The organism is Pedobacter psychrodurus (assembly GCF_032678585.1).
GTDB lineage: Bacteria > Bacteroidota > Bacteroidia > Sphingobacteriales > Sphingobacteriaceae > Pedobacter > Pedobacter psychrodurus_A.
In genome coordinates, this window is sequence record NZ_JAVTSN010000013.1 from 94,321 (window position 1) to 110,992 (window position 16,672).

The window sequence follows — 16,672 nt, forward strand, 5'->3', positions numbered from 1 at the left end:
GAATGCAGAAAAAACGCCATAATCCTCCAAAATAGCGAAAGGCCCATATTAGTCCATCCCGAATCGAAGATATGCTCCTAGGAGTATATATTAATGCAGAAATTATAAGAATGTTCCCGAAAGCCAGTCACGAAAAAAGCTGATCGAAAGATTAGAACGCCCAGTTTGCCCTGAAATAAAGTTGTCACTTTAAAGCGAAATGAGGTGATAGCTTAAAAGCGGAACGGGTAGCCATTTTTGCTGAAATCCCCTTGTCGTCAATATTCCCGAAATTACTAAGGATAAAAAACACTTTTTCCGACATCTCCAGCAGAAATATTATTTTTTTGTATTGAAGATAATGACAGTCAATTATGGTTGCAATGGAATGTTTGATCACCAAAAAAGGAATATGGATCGTTAAACAATCACTATTTTTTCTGAGCAACTTTGGTTCGTAAAGTATCCTTTTTAACTAATTTTTGAATTGCTGTGTCGAGAGATAGTTCCTTTTTTGCTGAATCAATTTTAAAGCTTAAGTTATCAATTTTATTATCTCTTTCTGATTTGAATAAATGGGGATATCTTAAAAATGTTACCTGAAGTATAAAACCTAACGCGAAAACGCCAAAAATTAGTTTGTGAGTATTAGTAATTCGAGTTTTTCTAACGCCCTCTGATCGAGTAATAAACCAAATTAACAAAACAAATAAGCCAAGCCCATAAGCGAAGGAAAGTGAGTAAATTATTGCGTCACTTAATTTTGTTAACTTGCTGAAAATTTGAACTTCATTAGATACAAACAATACTAATGCCGAAAAGATAGATAATATCTCTATATGTCGCTTATCTGTCTTTTCAATTTCCTCCTTGACTTCCTGAATCGTTTTGTGATCCGTTTGTAACAGATCCTGTATATCATACATAGCTCTAAATTTTGTTAATTTAGTTTTATATATGTCAATTTCATCCTTAAATTTTGTGTATTCTATTGGGAGAACAAATGATGAGGAGACAAAACAATTGTAAGTAAAACCACTACTAAGCCTAATTGGAGTTAAGGATGTTGCATAATCTGTTTGGAATGCTATGTAATCTGTTTCTTCACAAATTGTTGCATTAATAATCAAAGAAGTTAAGTATTTATCATACTTATCAAGCAATTTATTAATTACTTTAAGGCTTTCCTCATTATTGATCTTAAATTGTTTTTCAATTTCAGGAACTAAAAATTCAGCAATAATTTTGTAAAAAGGGAAGAAGTTGCTGTTATTTAAAGATTCAGCCCTCGTTGTGTACGTTTGAAGCTTTGATTCCCAATTATCTAAAGTTATCAGCTTTCTTTCTAGTTCTAATGAGAATAGATTATTTTCAATATAGCACATGTCAATGTCATATGCACGACGATCAAAATCGCTCAATGCTCCAAGAATGCGCTGGTTGTAGGCTAGACTATAATTTGTGTTTAATTTATTTAATGATTCTACATTCTTATCTACATCCTTGATTTTTTTTATCAAAGAGTGATATTCATCTAGGTTAAGCGTTGTTGGAGTTGTATCTAACTTACCTTGAGCATTTGCCGATCGCTGATTAAATGCTATAACAGTTGCATTTTTTCCATAGTGGCCTTTTATGATGTCTGTATATTTAGAAAAACGATTAACTTCTTTTAAAGTTAAGGTAGAGTAGTTGAAATCTATTACGTAGTGAAATTTCTTATTTGATTGCTCTAGTCTAAAGGATAACTTATATAATAAAAAATCACATTTGTCCGAAATCAATTCAAGTTCGTCACTAGCAATAGCAAAATTCTTTAACTTGTGTTGGAGGAGTAAAAGTTGTTTAAAAGTATTTTTTTCAAAACTTAGTGTGTGGTCAATTTCAGCTACTTTAACATTGAAATTGAACAATTCAGACAGTTTAGTTGCTGTAGTTGTAAATCTTCTACTTGTTGGTGGTGGGTCAGCTATTTCATGAAATAGCATGCTTGAACCTGGTTGATGTGCTATATGTCTTCCTACAACCTTTAGTAAAGCTCTATATTGTAATAAATTTAACCTAATAGGTTGTAAAAACCCCTCTGCAAATATATCTTGATAATATTGGAGCATATTTGGAAATCGAGGAACGTCAAAAACTGCCTGTAGAGAAATAAAACTTTCAATTTCAGATATTTTGGTATCTGAAATTGTTAAATCATTAACGTATTCACCAGATACTATAGAAAGATTTAACTCCTTATAAAATTCATTCGAAATTCTGTTTATAATGCCAAGAATTGCAACCTGTGCAGCAAGTTTGTTGTTAACGTCATTAATGTTATCCGAGCTTAAAACTGATGATAATGCGGTTGTCCAAGTCGAATGAAAGACAGAATTTAGTTTTGAGAGGGCATTATTTAGATGATGCATTTAAACTATAACTTAAAAATTTTCGGCTCGGCCATTATCATTTCTACTGGAATTTTCATGGAATACCTTCCGTTTTGTTGAGCAAGCGAGAATACACTCTTCCATGACTGCCACATGTGGCTTAGGTCGACCAATTCAAAAGCTGTCAGCTTAATTAAATTGTAATTTATATTTTTCAACTTTTCGATTGCATGGTCAATTATTTCTTTTATCTCTAAGCTTAGATTTTCGGCCTCGTACATCCTTCCTGCTGTCTTATATGTCAGTTGAGTTTTTGAAATGTTGAAAAATACTGACATATCCATTTTGTCCTGAATGTCACTTTCAACATGCCCATAAGGTAGTGCATAGAAATTGTCGAAATGAGAAAGTAACCCAGCTTGATCTGAAGAAGCTGATGCGGCACATGTAAAAAAAAGCAATTTCGTTATCTTTAACTTAGATAAATCATTATTTTCCATGTTTCCACCATTTTCAAGATACCAATTTTGCAGTTGGTGTACTACATAATCAAACGCTGGAATTTTATTCATGATGGCCGAGTTTATTATTTAAAGATAAGTTCTTTAAAACCTGATATGTAAATATCTCAAATAAGTTACTAACATATTTATTAGAGATAATGTTTTGTAACGCAATTTGAAAAGGATTACAAAGGTAACAATATTTGCTATTTATTTTAGTATTTTAATGGTTCTAAAATTATACGCATATAATAATTTTTCAATGCATTTGAAAGAGTAGTTTAAGTGGCGATTTCGCTAAATTTTTATTGAAATATATGAAAATACGCAGTCATAAGAGTAGCTATAATTTATTTTGTATTTTAGACGTTGGAGCATGATCATAAGGGATTATGCAAAGTCAGAAATGGATAACGCTCAACAAACCACTTCACACAGTTCAACGCAGGTGCAACCAAGTAGTAACACTGAAACTCCGCAAAATGTAATTTCGCTAGCTCCAAAAGTTTTAACTGATCCTAAAGATTTAGAACGGGTTAAGCCCTACCTTGATTTATTAAAACTCACAATTGATGAACCAAAGATTACCAATATTGCGCTGACAGGAAGCTACGGTTCAGGGAAAAGTACGATTATCAATACCTTTGAATCCCAGCATAAGGAATATGAATACCTTCGGATTTCCCTTGCCTCATTTGGCGATGTTGCTAAGGAAGTTGCAGATTTAGAAGAAACACTTGATGAAGAAATTGTAGAAATCCCAACAGCAAATGGTTCAGTCCTCAGCCCTGTGAAAGGAAAAAAGCAAAGGACGAAAAAGAAATCTTTGAACAAAGGACACATTAAAGACAAAAAAGAAGAACTTGAGCGTTTGCTTGAGATCAGTATCCTGCAACAGATTTTCTATCATGTCAAGCCATCTGACATTCCCGATTCTCGTTTTAAAAGAATCACCAATATTACTGATCGACATATTTATTCAATTGCTGGTGCATTAATTTTATGGATCACCAGCGCACTGCTACTTTTTAAATTTGATTATATTAATCGGATTAATCCCGCAAGCTGGCATTGGAAACTCCCGTTGGATTATTCGGCATTTCCGATATTCATGGTGTTTTTTGTTGGAATTGGCCTCACAGCAAAAAGTATTATCAGGTTGCTTGGTAATTCAAAAATTAATAAGGTTACCATTAAAGGTGAACTAGAACTTGGCGACAAGCTGGACAAATCTGTTTTTAATGAGCACCTGGAAGAAATCCTATATTTTTTTGAGAGGACACCTTTTAACCTGGTCATTATTGAAGATCTTGACCGATTTGAAAGTACAGATATCTTTTCCAAACTTCGTGAGCTAAATACGCTTTTAAACAATTCGCTTTCCATCAAGTCCCGCAAAAATCATAAGGAAATTGTGTTTCTATATGCGATAAGGGATGAAATATTTGAGGATAAGAATGAAAGAGTTAAGTTCTTTGAGTATATCATTCCAGTAATTCCTTTCATTAACCCTTCAAATGCAGGCGAACAACTGGCGAAATTGATTTCAGGTGCCGGTCTTGAAAATGTGCTATCAAAAGAGTTTACCGAAGATGTAGTAACCTTCATCGATGATATAGATATGCGGCTTTTGATTAATATTTTTCATGAATACCAGCTTTATCGGACAAGCCTTTCGCAGGTTCTTTTACAGGATAAACTTTTCGCTATGATCGCTTACAAAAATATTTGCCCAGAGGATTTTGGAAAACTACATAGCAGAAAAGGTAAATTGTACAAATTCATCGCAAATAAAGCGGGATATATCGAAGAACTCATAAAAAATCTCGATGAACAGATTGTGGCTAAGGTAGGAGAGGTAAAAGTACTTGAAGAGTTAAAGTTTAAGGACTTAAATGAGCTAATCGGAGTGTACGTAAATGCCTTACAAGTCAAATTTCCAGATGCTGCAAGTGTTAAAGCTGGAGGTAAAAAAACATTTGCCCAACTCGTAGCTCCAGCCGCATTTGAAGAACTATCCAAGCTTAACTCATTTACTTATTATTATTTCAACCACTATTCCGGCAGTACATATCATGAACACACTAAAGACGAAAGATTTTCATTTGCCGAATTAGAACGTTTAGTTGACAAGAATAAAAGCTTTAAACAGCGAAAGCAGTTAATAGACCAAAAAAATGGTGGTGCCATCGAACAGCTCAAAAAGGAGATTGATGAATTAAGGAGCGAAAAAAATACAATTGCAAACTGGAGTATCAGTGAAATATTTGAGCGTATAGAAATTGACCCATACCTGAAACCATTTGGCGAAAATCAGTTAATTAGAAATTTGTTGATCAACGGCTATATCGACGAACATTATGATGATTACATTTCGCTTTTTCATGAAGTAAATATGACTGCGGAGGATTCAGTTTTTGAGCGAAAAATCAAAAGTGGTTCAGCGCTACCGGTTGAACATCAGCTTACACATGCTGATTATGTAGTTAAAAAACTTGATGTTAAATATTTTAAAAGAGAAGTGATTCTCAATCTTGATTTGGTTGTCTACCTGCTAAATGCAGGAGACCAGGTTTTAGCAAAATGTCAGGCTATTCTCCAACTCCTAAGTGAGGGGCGAACCCAAACCAATTCTTTTATTGATGAATTTGTGCAAAAGCGACCTGAGCATGCGGGTTTATTTATCAAGCAACTAGCCAAAGCCTGGCTGGGTTTTTGGATTTTTTTAGAAACCAAGAGTAATTATCCTGCTGGCAAAATGGATAAATATTTGAAATTTTTAACCATTGATGCAGGGTTGGATATTGTTGCAGCACTAAAGGGAGATATGGCAAAATATATTGCAAAAAGATCAAATTTTCTCTCACTTTTTATTGGGGATGCTGAGGTAAATCCAGCAAAGGGTTTGCTTGAAAAACTTAATGTAAAATTTATAGCCATTGATCCTCCTAACCAAAATAGTCAGACATTGTTTGATTTTGTTTACGAGCATGATCTTTATGAATTAAATGAGGTCAATATCGTTCAAATGCTTAAAGAAAAGGGACATTCAGAAATAGGATTGGAATCAAATGCTAATTACACTTCAATAATGGTTTCTATGGCAGAAAATCTTCACGATTATATTACTGCAAATGTAAATGAATATGTGCAGAACGTATTGCTTAAACTTTCTCAAAATAAAGAGGAAGAAGAACAAATGGTTGCACTTTTGAATGATGAAAACCTAATTTTCGACTTAAAATCAGAGGTCATACAAAGAGGATTTGTTGAGATTAGTGATTTGGCGGCTATTGATGAACTCGAGATCAGGAAGGAAGTTATGGACTATAGTGAGGTTTTCCCTTCTTGGGAAAATGTATTTACCTACTATGATCAGCTCCCGGATGCCGAGGAGGGTCAAATGAAAGAATTAGATGAAACGCTTCTGATGTTTTTGGATGCAGAAGAGAATTATCAAGAATTGTCGAAAACAAAAATGTTAGATGCACCTTCCCGATCACAGGAGTTTGTTAAAACCTTCATAGAAACGCTACTTGCTATCAATGAGCTTGATATTGAGGCTTACAAGGCATTGTTTAAAGCACAGAGGCTAGCTATCACTAAACTGGTAACTACAGGGATGACCAGAGATAAGATCGAGTGGTTGGTAAAGAGTGGCGCAGTATTAATGACCCAAATAAACTACGATAGATTAAAGAAGGATTTTCCGGACCTGCACATTACTCTTTTAGAAGTTAGACAGGTTTCTTATAAAACATTTGGTACCTCTTATGATGTGGACGAACAGGATATCGTTAAGCTTTTAAAATCAACCACCTTTACAGTAGAAAACAAACTTGTGCTCTATAATTTATTGGATGAGGATACCATTGTGTCGAACAGAGAGATTTCTAATCTTTCCTGCAATTTAATTTGTGATATGGGAAATGTACCAGTAACTTTTGCTGTGATGGAAAGTATGTTTAAGTCTTCATCTTCAGCAGAGAACCGCATCAAGCTTCTCAACGAAAGATCAGATACACTTTCTAACGATCAGGTAGTTGCACTGATAACAGAACTCAAAGGCGATTACCCCGAATTATTTCACAAAAGGCACAAGCCAAAATTTCAACGCACGCCATATCATGATTGGCTTTTCAGAGTGCTGGAGAGAAGAAAGTTGATACATAGATTTGAAGTTGATAAGAAAGATGAGTGTCTTTTTAGGGTTTTTGCCAATCATAATTAGAATCCCGTGCTGATGATTTTTGACCGTAGTTTGGTGAAGTATGGTGTTTTTACATCCGATTAACGAACCGAGTTATTCTTCGCCACTTTTGGTGAAATTTGTAGCGTAATGGATTGTTTTTCATTCAGGTTAGGGATTTTTTGAGACAAAATAAGATTAAAAATATATTAAAGAATTAAAATTATTAACCTATCTGCAAATAATGCATATTAATTAATTCTGATAGGTAATTACAACAAGTTTTCAAGTTATGTTATAAAAAATAACATAAACATCATACAATCAATGCCAATAGTTATTGAGAATAGCTGATTCGCGACTCTAGTTTTTTATTTACCTGTTCGTCAAGTTCTAGGAGAAGTTCTCCACTCAAATTTCTGAATTTTTTTCCTTCCTTATACTTCTCAATAAGGTTTTTAAGGTCGAGCAAGAAGCGGCGATCTTTTTCCGTGTCATTTCCCCTGTTCCAATGATAGATAATTGTAAACAGCGTAATTATTTTGTTTTTCTTAGCATTTTCTACTTTTAAAAATGTTTTTAGAAATAGGCTTGGCCTTAATCCAGAGAGTGTGACCTGATAATGTGCTGTGTCAATCTCAGAAAGCATTTTAGCATGTAAACTATCGTAGTTGTTTAAAAACTCATCTTCAAGCTGTTTATCTTTATTGATCTCTCCAGTTTCTCCAAGCTTCTTATTTGCACTTTTAATAAAATCAGATATTTTTTTTAGTGATAAATAATTTGGTGTAACTGCTGAAAGGCCTAAATATTTATCGATCATTGGGGAATATTTTTGGCGTGGGAGACTTTTCTTCATCCCTTTGATTAGATCTTCAGCAAGTTTTTCCGGTTTTAAATTCAGAACGTTTTCGTGTCTCATTACATGATAGGCCACTGTGAGGTAATCTTGCAATAGAAATTCCCCTTGTTTTGCATAAGATAATAACTGTCTATTAAGAGAAATGAAGTCCTTATCTGAAAGATTCTTATAATTAGCTGCTGCCAGCTGATTAAATACTTTATAGGCAGGAGGGGTTTTTTCATCCACCATATTGTAGTTCGTTTGGACTTCTTTTTTGAAAGTGGTGCCATTGAATATATTGCCACCTGTCAGGTAATCAAATATACTTTCATAATAATCATAGTCTTCATTTGGAAAATACTTATTTATTGTTTCCTCCCCATATTCAACAATCCTGTCCTTTTTTATCTCATCATACATTCTGTTGATCTGATACTCAATACCTTTTTCAAGCCCCTGTTTCTTGTGATATTCAATGCGACCTTTTTTAAATTCAACGCAGATCATCAGACTAAACCTCAATGTACTATAAAGTAATTTTTCCTGGTAATCTTTCCATTCTCCATTTTTAAGCTCTGATTTGATGAACTGAAAAATAGGTGCATAATAGGATAAAAGATAATTTAGCGTACGGTAATTAACGTCTTTTTCATTTTCATATTTTAACAGGTTTTCGATAGTTTTGCAGTGTTCTTGGAGGAAGCTTTTATAATGGGAGGTTGTATTCTGCAGATTTTCAATTATGTTGGCAAATGTGGGCGAAAAAGTTTGCCTGAAATGAAGGGTGTTGCCAATAGTTTTTTCCTTTATTTCGCCAAAAAGGTCTGGAGGAAGCTTTCCCTCATTTGCTACGATAATAACTTTGGTATTACTTTGCTCAACCAAGGAATTAATAAAACCAAGCACCGAGTTGTCTTTGAGCATTTCTGCATCAATTCGCTCAAGATCATCAAAACAAATAAGCAGTTTTTCTAATGCCAGAAAATTAAATCGTTGAGTTTTTAGCTCGTTTTTGGCTTCATCGGCACCATCTGCAAGATGGCTAAGCAATTCTCCGCCCCAGAGTTTTGTAATATCTGCTGCCTTCATAAGCAGCTTTACAATTGGAAATCCAGCTTTCAAGTATTTATTCTCAATTAATGGATACACCGAAACGAAAATTTTATCTTTTAGCTCTTCCATAGAGCTTATGCCAAACAGCGATACAATTATGGGCTTGTAACCGGTTTCTAATACTTTGCTAAAGACTCGGTTTTTTAGGAAATATGTTTTTCCTGCTCCCCAGCTTGCAGTAAGCATTAATGCATAGTTTGTTTGCTTATACAAATAATCAATAATCAGATCCTGAGTTATATCTGGGTTTTCTATTTTCTCTTTCATTTAATTTTTTACCAGTCCATGTTTGCGGAAGATTCAATTTGATACGATGTATAATCAAGAAAATTCCCGAAAGCTTTCTCCGAACTCATCGCATCCATGTATTTTTCATGGGAACTCTTGTCAAAAGCCACTATAAAACCAGTTTTGATATATTGTATCCCATATTTAGTTTCCTTATTTTTTGCTATGAAGTCATCAAAGCAGTCCAGAACATTGCAGATCTGTTTAAATTCCTTATCACCTGGCAATTTAAATCCATAACTTAAATTACCCCTGTTTTTTGATAGTGACATAGGAATTGCACCTAGATTTTCCATATGCACATTAAAGGAATTCCCATTCTTATGAAAATGACCATGTGAAATGGGGTTTCGATATTCTTCTTTGATGTCTATAAGGGCATTTAGTTGGTGAGCTACTGTTTTTGGGTCAGATTTTGAAAATACATACTGGTACTTCCCTTTCCAATTCATTCCAATAAATTGTTCCAGATTATTGTTTTCGGGAAACCCATGATTCAAAAAAGGAATGATTAGGACTAGGGAATGCTCTAGTAGGCTGAAAAAAGCATCTAGCATGGCCACAGTATAGAAAGATGCTTCTGGTGGCGTTAACAAATTCTGCATGATTAACATTTCGTAATCTCTTAACGCGTCGCCTGTAGGAGTAGGGAAGTTCATTTTCTTGTATATTGCTGCGGCCTTCCTTCTAAAGAAATCATACCGCTCTTTTATAGGTCTATACTCATTGGAGAGTGATATTCTTCCATCAATAACCTTTTGCTTTATCTCCTCCTGAAATAATTGCTCTGCAAATGGAATTGCGTTATCAATGTTTTTGATAGCTTCCTTTGCTAATTTAGTTAAGTTTGCTCCCTTTTGAAATGATGTAAACTGAAAGCCGAATTTGCGGTGTGAAAGCATAAACGGAATTCCTTTGTATAAAACAGGGATTTCCCAAAGTGTTTTTTCCCATCTTCCCAGAAATTTGAAATTAAGCAATTTTGCAAATATTATAAAGACGATATATGGTGATCTTTTTAGCTTTATGGATTCTATCGGAAAATCTTTGATGTAAACCGTTTTAATTCCACGTTTGAGTTCAACCTCATGATATTTTGGAGTAGGATTGGGCAAAAAATCCTTTGTAAATAGATCGAAGTATTTTTGCTGAGTAGCGAATTTTTTGTCCATTTATGCCCCTATCTAGTACATTATTGATATAATTATTTATGCACAAAATAACATATTTTTTTCAATGACGCGCCTTTAGGATCACCCCCTCTGGCAATTATATTAGCTGTCAATTTATCCTAAACTATATGCGTCACCTTTTCGATAAAATATGCATTGAAGAATGGTCAAAATCTACGTTTCGCCCGACGTCATTTTTAAGAAAATTTCGATATAGGGATCCTTTTTGTCTTTTTCGGTGTTATGCTATACTGCCAATATGGGAACCGGAGCTCACCAAAAACTTCAGTTAAAAATGCCAAATTTCTTATGCTTCCGCCTAAGTGCACCATTGCAGCTCGGTTAAGCGCAGTTCCATCTCTCTGCGCTTGCCAGAACTCAAGGAAAAAATTTTCCGAACTCGATCTCCCAACAGGCAAATTGAATGGCCCATCATAAATATCGTCGTCATCACTGAGTGTGCAGAATTCTTCAAATTTGATAATTGGACTCTTAAAATTATATGCGAAAAGCTTTTTCAAAAGCGGCAAAACTGTAAAATGGCCATATTTTTCACGCACTTGAAGAATGATTGCGTAAATAAGGTCTGTAATTAAAGTCAACGATTTTAATGTATAATCTCTGTTAACAATTAATTTTTTACCAGGCTCAATACTTCTTTTGACGGCTGCAGTCTTTCTTATGTATAGCTCGTTAACGACCAGGTTGTTATGTAGTAACAGGTTTCTGGTTTCCTTAATTTCAATTAGTTCATCGAAAATTTGCGGCAATTTCAAATCTTTGGGGTCAATTGCAAAAAGTTTGGTGAAGAGTTTTAAAAAATTATCCAAACTACTATAAGCCAGTCGGTTTACACTAGCCTCAATAATCTGGTTTATCACTTCTCCTTTTAGCAATTGTTCCTGGCTAACTGCTAGTCCTTGGGCCTTTTCGTCACTATACACACCCTTCAGCAAGGACAACTTTTGCGGATAAAATTGAAGAATCTTGATCATCAGATCGTTTAACATCGTTTCAAACTGAGCAATCCCGAGTACAAATAATCCCTTACAAGAAAACTCATCATCAGGTTGGCTTTCTAGACTATCAATAATCTTACGAAACTGGTTATAAGCAAGGACAGCGGGTCTTTCCATTTCGAAAATAGTGATTAGTGGCGGGATGGAGAGATCCAGATAACGTAGATAGATAGCCCCAAGGTTGAGGTCTTTAGCACTGTTGTAAAGACATTCTGGATAATCTGTAAGTAGGTCTTTCATCATCTATTGCTTTGGAGATGACTATTTAAATAATCGATCATCTCCGAATAATTTGGTTGGGTTGGAGTGCGTGTACCTTCGAATTTATTATCACCTAAAGCAGCCAATGCCTCGGCCAACGACAGTTCTTTCGTCAAATCGCCAATGACAATATTTTCGATTTCAACTACAGCAACATCGGTCAAGGTTCGCTTCCCATAAACATCGAACTTTATTGCTTCACCTCCTGTCGAGTCAACAGCATAAATTCTGTAAATGTCCTCTGGCTCTCCGACACTAATCACTCTGTCACAGGAAAAATTTGCTTTCAAAAAATCCCACCGTTCGGCCCTCATCGGTGCATATTTTGTATCCAGATCATTAAATTCGATTTCGACATCCTTTTGTGATTGGTAAGCCTCCATGAATTCTTTAAAGATTGCTGCATTTCCTTTCTTGTGCAGCATAAACTGTAAATAGGAAATAATCCTTTCTTCCCCCTGATCATACGGAAAGTTTTTATCACCCATTACATCATCGGCAAGTGTACCTAATGCAGAATCTTCAGAAGCAAGGGATTTTATGAATTCCAATAAAGTCATATGTAAAAATAAATAGTTTAAAAGCATGAAGAATTTCCTCAAAGGGGAATCATCGTATCATCAAGTGAATATACATTATTAACAATACATTAGTCCCTAAAGAAATCAGTAATTTTATACTTTAACGCTTTAAAATGACACAGAAAACAATTCTAAGATCAACTACAGTAGACAAACACGGCGATTACATCGGGTTAGAGCAACTTCAAGATTATGTAAATGTAGTAAACGGCAACCTAAAACTTCGCTATCTGGCTAATCATCGTCGTGACTTGCCGCCATTGGGTTATTTAGATAATGCCGAAGTTAAGCAAGCAGGACAGATTCATCATGCATTGGCTGAGCCCATCGTTTTCGCAAATAGAAAAATGGTTGAGTGGGATGACGAATTGGTCGTAGAGGATTCAGGAATACCGCTTATGCTGGTCGGCCGAAACAAAGAAATCACTCAAATCTGCATTACAGTTGATAAGAACAATTTCAAATCGTTTGAATCATTTGAAAGAGCCGGAAAATCATTAATGGATTTGTTTGATGGAGAAGCCAGCCTTGATACTTCAATGCGGAAAAGCTTACTTCCTGACCCGCAACTTGTTATTACACTCGCTGGATATTATATGTTATTCAAACCACTTGTAAAGCCACTAATGTCTAAGCTTGGCGAGAAGATCGCGGAAGGAATTGGTGAAGATATCTATGGTTTATCAAAGAAGTTACTCGTGAAAGTTGCTGACGCAATACAAATCACTAGGAATAGTATGATTCCAAAAAATAAGGTATTATTGACTATCTTTGAGATACCTGGAGAGCCATATATAGAATTGCAAATCAAATCCGACAGCTCGAGCACGGTTATTAATTCAATTACAGACAAGAAGCTGGTTAAAATTTACCAGAAAGTGCAGGATTTAAAAAGTAAAATTGATATTTCAGAGATTTACTTTATCTACAATACTAAAGGGAAATGGGAGTTTACCTACCTAATCAGCAAAACGGGGCAAGTTATCGGAACCAAATCTTGCTTCGCTAAAAGAGATAAGTTGGTAAACCGAATAAACCTTAGTCCTACAAAAGCGTTCAGCGTTGGGGCAACTGGTGTTAAATATGCAAAAAAAACAACCCCAAAATCAGAATAAATAGCTTTTCATGCTTTTCAATTTATCGCAATATTATTGAATGGCTCATTGCAGGAAAAATACATTTCCTGTTAGTAACTATAGAAAACTACGACAGTTATAACAAATCTCTGGTGCTAATAGGTGCCTCTAGCATTCATAAGAAGAATAGAATTCTATTTTATCGACTTGGGCCCTTTACATATGTGTGAGTTTGGAATGCAATTCAGGATCATCTTTAAATTAGAAAGGTAGATCATCAAGTTCTTCCACGACAGAATTTCCAGATTTCCTATTCCGATTTACGGAATCCTCTATTTTGTCGACCAAGTCTTGAGGTAAATTAAGCATGTATTTAGCCAAATCATTCTTTAAACTAACCTCTTTGGGATTGTCATAACTTGTAACTGCTGAAACCTCCGTTAGGCCTCTAATATCAAATTTTCTAATCACAGTTTCGTAGTCCCTGGAAAGCATGTGATTTAGTTCAACAACATCTTCCCAATCGTTAATAGTGCTTATTTCATGTTGCATCTGCCACCCGACACCTAATTTGAATTTAGCTCTGGAAATGATGTAGTTGAGCATTAATAACTCTGCGTCCGAAGCTTTGTCGGCTAAAATGTCTTTTAGAAATTTTTCTGATTGCTTGGAAAGTCCATATGTTCCAGAAATAATTGGTATGTCGTCTATTTTACGTTTCAACTCAACGCCCTCGCGTAAAGATCGTTCTATTTCTGTCACCTCAGATTTAGTTCTTTCGCTACTTGGTGCTTTTTCTGCCTTCACTGGCTCTAATTCCCCAGCTAACGCATCTATTTCACTAAGGAATTTTTTAATGCGTTGTGCCAAGATCACATAGTTCGTAGTGATTGAAAAATATTTTTCCAACATTTGGCAAAATTGAGTCAAGCGATCTTCGTCATTTATAAAAAAACCTATTTCCCGCGGATCAATAGCTCCGCTTTGAAAGGATTTATCTGACAAATCAAAGCCAGGTAGAAAAATGGCAGCATGTTCATTCTCAACAATCCAACTCGCACCCATTTCATTTAAGCAAGCGATACTTTTATAGTAGTCGGGTGACAATAAGTAGACTACAAAACTTTCTTCACTAATTTGTGTTTTTAGCCAATTAAAAATGTTATTTCCAATAGGAATACCATAAGCAGGATTACTGGTGAAAACGATCTGTTCATCCTTAATACCTATACCGAGGAGCAATTCTACAAGAGCAGATCCATATTTTTTATTGGAACTTGCATGGGAAATAAAAATTTTCATTTGATTCTTTCTCGTTGTTACTGGTGGTTTGGTTCTATTTAATAATTCATTTTCATAACAAGTTTTGGCAAACCATGAATAACCAGATTTAGTTAATTTATAAACTGCACCACTTTTTACGGGGTCATAACCTTTATTGTCGAATTTTATTTGATTTTCTCCTTCTAGAAATAAAATTGATCTTTTAACATCCTCCAGTGAAAGCCCATTTTCATTTGCAATATCTACTATACCCCTCATTTCATTTTTTTGATAGGCATGATAATATGCTCTATAAACAATATCAACTATTACAATTTCTTGAGCATCCATTTTATTTATACAAATTATCTAATTTTTTGGATTAGGTTTTAATTTTTGTTTTGCAAACAATCGTTCAAAGGCTGGCAGTGGCATCTTTGTTTTATATATTTCTTCTTGGTAATTCTAACAATAAGTATGAGATTTATTTGAGGAATATTTTGTGAAACGTATTTTTAATCAACTCATAAAGAAGTACCGCATTATCCTTGGACACACCAAGTTGGACCACTATGCTGATGATAGTACCGATCAATAAATTTTGCCAATCAAATTTATTAAGCTGGGCGGTTAATTCCAACAGATGATCGAGCTGATTTTTTATAGCAATAGTTTGTTCTTGCAATAACGGAATTCGATCTAAAGATGTTTTTATAGTTTGAATTTGAGAAGATATTAACAAATATTCATCGTGAGTGAAATGCAAATTTTGATCGACTGTACCACCTATTAGATACTGTGCTTCATCAAACGCGCGTCCCCATTTATCTGGAGACGAAACTTCTCTTTTTAGGTATTTTAGCCATTTTTTAAAATATTCTTTTACATCTTTCCAAACGATAGAAGAGGATGCATCTTTATAAAGTATTTCGCCGGGTGAAAAATTAACTATTAAAGAGTTCGCATATCCACTATTCTCAAATATTTTAAAATAAAAAGCTGTTCCTGTAAGCCGAAATTCAGTACCTGTTGCTGACTTATCAAACTGGGTTGGGGAAAAATATCCCGTATCTACGATTAAAGTATATAGTTCATTAAGTTGAGAGCGTAATAATTCCATTTAATTAGTTTTTTTGCAATATCCGAATTTAAATGTTACATCAAACAGGTATTGCTCATTTTTCTATTTAGATGGTTTTCGCTATTGCTAGTAAACCATCTCCAAGAACATAGTGGTATTCATAGATAGACTGCAGTATGTTAATCTTCGTTTGAATCTTTCCAATCGAAACGGATAAAAAGGCCGTGAATTTCGGGCGCTCCTTTCTCTGCGAGCGCATAATGTTCTGGCTGTGCCAGAACACCCTCCGGGACTTATAGCTCTCCGTTTTCTCTGCACCCGTTTTTCCGGACTTTCTTTTTTTCCGTTTTTTCTTTTGAAAAGATTTTTTGGAAAAAGGGAAAGGAAACAAAAACAAAGTAAAACTTAAAATTTTTTGATCATGGAAATTACAGGAAGATTAACAGGAGATGCAACGGTAAAGACGTTGAACGGAGAACGGAAAGTGGTCAACTTTTCAATTGCAATTAATGACAGCTACCGCAGTGGTGGCGAACAAAAGAAGATTACTACATTTTTTGACTGTTCATACTGGTTGAACACAGGTATTGCAGAATACCTAAAAAAAGGAGGTTGGGTTCAGATTTATGGCAGAGTGGGCGTAAATGCCTATATCAATGGGGGCGGTGAGGCAAAAGCTTCGCTTACCTTTCATACTACCGAGGTAAAACTGTTAGGGGCTGTTGTCACAGTTAGCAGTAACAGCAGTAGAAATAAAGGCGCTACCGTTAGCAGTAGAAATCCTAACGGTTCAGCAGGAGAAAATGTAAAAGGGGTGGGTGTCCAAATTGTGCCTACGGACACATTCGACGGGCTAGAGGGTGACCTGCCTTTTTAAGCCTTTTAGCTTTAATACTACAGTTACAGACAATTTATTCATCATTAATTA

11 protein-coding genes are annotated in these 16,672 nt (G+C 34.9%); 3 read left to right on the top strand and 8 right to left on the bottom strand.

Annotated features, from left to right (window positions below; translation table 11 throughout):
* Positions 1 to 410: 410 nt before the first annotated feature.
* Positions 411 to 2,393 carry a hypothetical protein gene (locus R2S57_RS10790; protein WP_090985861.1) on the bottom strand — a complete coding sequence of 661 codons (1,983 nt, stop codon included), beginning with the start codon at positions 2,391 to 2,393 and terminating at the stop codon, positions 411 to 413.
* Between the two features lie 5 nt (positions 2,394 to 2,398).
* Positions 2,399 to 2,926 (bottom strand): type II toxin-antitoxin system antitoxin SocA domain-containing protein, encoded by a 528-nt coding sequence (locus tag R2S57_RS10795; RefSeq protein WP_090985859.1) that lies wholly within the window; start codon positions 2,924 to 2,926, stop codon positions 2,399 to 2,401.
* Positions 2,927 to 3,233: 307 nt separating this feature from the next.
* On the opposite strand from R2S57_RS10795, the gene R2S57_RS10800 reads away from it, so the two are divergent.
* Entirely contained in the window at positions 3,234 to 7,088 is a 3,855-nt protein-coding gene (locus tag R2S57_RS10800; protein ID WP_090985857.1) for a hypothetical protein, read from the top strand.
* A 295-nt stretch (positions 7,089 to 7,383) separates the two neighbouring features.
* On the opposite strand, the gene R2S57_RS10805 is transcribed toward R2S57_RS10800, so the two are convergent.
* The 4 genes from R2S57_RS10805 to R2S57_RS10820 all read right to left on the bottom strand — a co-directional run bounded on the left by R2S57_RS10805 (position 7,384) and on the right by R2S57_RS10820 (position 12,294).
* Positions 7,384 to 9,270 (bottom strand): P-loop NTPase fold protein, encoded by a 1,887-nt coding sequence (locus R2S57_RS10805; RefSeq protein WP_090985855.1) that lies wholly within the window; start codon positions 9,268 to 9,270, stop codon positions 7,384 to 7,386.
* 8 nt (positions 9,271 to 9,278) lie between these two features.
* Positions 9,279 to 10,463 (bottom strand): hypothetical protein, encoded by a 1,185-nt coding sequence (locus tag R2S57_RS10810; RefSeq protein WP_090985853.1) that lies wholly within the window; start codon positions 10,461 to 10,463, stop codon positions 9,279 to 9,281.
* Between the two features lie 197 nt (positions 10,464 to 10,660).
* Positions 10,661 to 11,725, bottom strand: coding sequence for a hypothetical protein (locus R2S57_RS10815; RefSeq protein ID WP_090985851.1), 1,065 nt, complete (start codon positions 11,723 to 11,725; stop codon positions 10,661 to 10,663).
* Positions 11,722 to 12,294, bottom strand: a complete 573-nt coding sequence (locus tag R2S57_RS10820) for a YozE family protein (protein ID WP_159435275.1) — start codon at positions 12,292 to 12,294, stop codon at positions 11,722 to 11,724. Before R2S57_RS10820 ends, R2S57_RS10815 begins: the two co-directional genes overlap by 4 nt.
* A gap of 143 nt (positions 12,295 to 12,437) precedes the next feature.
* Here R2S57_RS10820 and R2S57_RS10825 point away from each other — a divergent pair, with 143 nt between their 5' ends.
* Positions 12,438 to 13,439 (top strand): hypothetical protein, encoded by a 1,002-nt coding sequence (locus R2S57_RS10825; protein WP_090985846.1) that lies wholly within the window; start codon positions 12,438 to 12,440, stop codon positions 13,437 to 13,439.
* A gap of 222 nt (positions 13,440 to 13,661) precedes the next feature.
* Here R2S57_RS10825 and R2S57_RS10830 read toward each other — a convergent pair whose 3' ends face one another.
* Both R2S57_RS10830 and R2S57_RS10835 read right to left on the bottom strand, forming a co-directional pair.
* Positions 13,662 to 15,014 carry a toll/interleukin-1 receptor domain-containing protein gene (locus tag R2S57_RS10830; RefSeq protein WP_090985843.1) on the bottom strand — a complete coding sequence of 451 codons (1,353 nt, stop codon included), beginning with the start codon at positions 15,012 to 15,014 and terminating at the stop codon, positions 13,662 to 13,664.
* 133 nt (positions 15,015 to 15,147) lie between these two features.
* Complete coding sequence (locus R2S57_RS10835) at positions 15,148 to 15,783, bottom strand: hypothetical protein (RefSeq protein WP_090985841.1); 636 nt, start codon at positions 15,781 to 15,783, stop codon at positions 15,148 to 15,150.
* 382 nt (positions 15,784 to 16,165) lie between these two features.
* Between R2S57_RS10835 and R2S57_RS10840 the strand changes: the two genes are divergently transcribed.
* Entirely contained in the window at positions 16,166 to 16,621 is a 456-nt protein-coding gene (locus tag R2S57_RS10840) for a single-stranded DNA-binding protein (protein ID WP_090985837.1), read from the top strand.
* Positions 16,622 to 16,672 lie beyond the last annotated feature (51 nt).

Bases quoted from the DNA above. Each gene is read 5' to 3' on its own strand.
- R2S57_RS10815 (WP_090985851.1), bottom strand. From the start codon at position 11,725: ATGATGAAAGACCTACTTACAGATTATCCAGAATGTCTTTACAACAGT.
- R2S57_RS10840 (WP_090985837.1), top strand. From the start codon at position 16,166: ATGGAAATTACAGGAAGATTAACAGGAGATGCAACGGTAAAGACGTTG.
- R2S57_RS10800 (WP_090985857.1), top strand. From the start codon at position 3,234: ATGATCATAAGGGATTATGCAAAGTCAGAAATGGATAACGCTCAACAA.
- R2S57_RS10835 (WP_090985841.1), bottom strand. From the start codon at position 15,783: ATGGAATTATTACGCTCTCAACTTAATGAACTATATACTTTAATCGTA.
- R2S57_RS10830 (WP_090985843.1), bottom strand. From the start codon at position 15,014: ATGGATGCTCAAGAAATTGTAATAGTTGATATTGTTTATAGAGCATAT.
- R2S57_RS10825 (WP_090985846.1), top strand. From the start codon at position 12,438: ATGACACAGAAAACAATTCTAAGATCAACTACAGTAGACAAACACGGC.
- R2S57_RS10805 (WP_090985855.1), bottom strand. From the start codon at position 9,270: ATGAAAGAGAAAATAGAAAACCCAGATATAACTCAGGATCTGATTATT.
- R2S57_RS10790 (WP_090985861.1), bottom strand. From the start codon at position 2,393: ATGCATCATCTAAATAATGCCCTCTCAAAACTAAATTCTGTCTTTCAT.
- R2S57_RS10795 (WP_090985859.1), bottom strand. From the start codon at position 2,926: ATGAATAAAATTCCAGCGTTTGATTATGTAGTACACCAACTGCAAAAT.
- R2S57_RS10810 (WP_090985853.1), bottom strand. From the start codon at position 10,463: ATGGACAAAAAATTCGCTACTCAGCAAAAATACTTCGATCTATTTACA.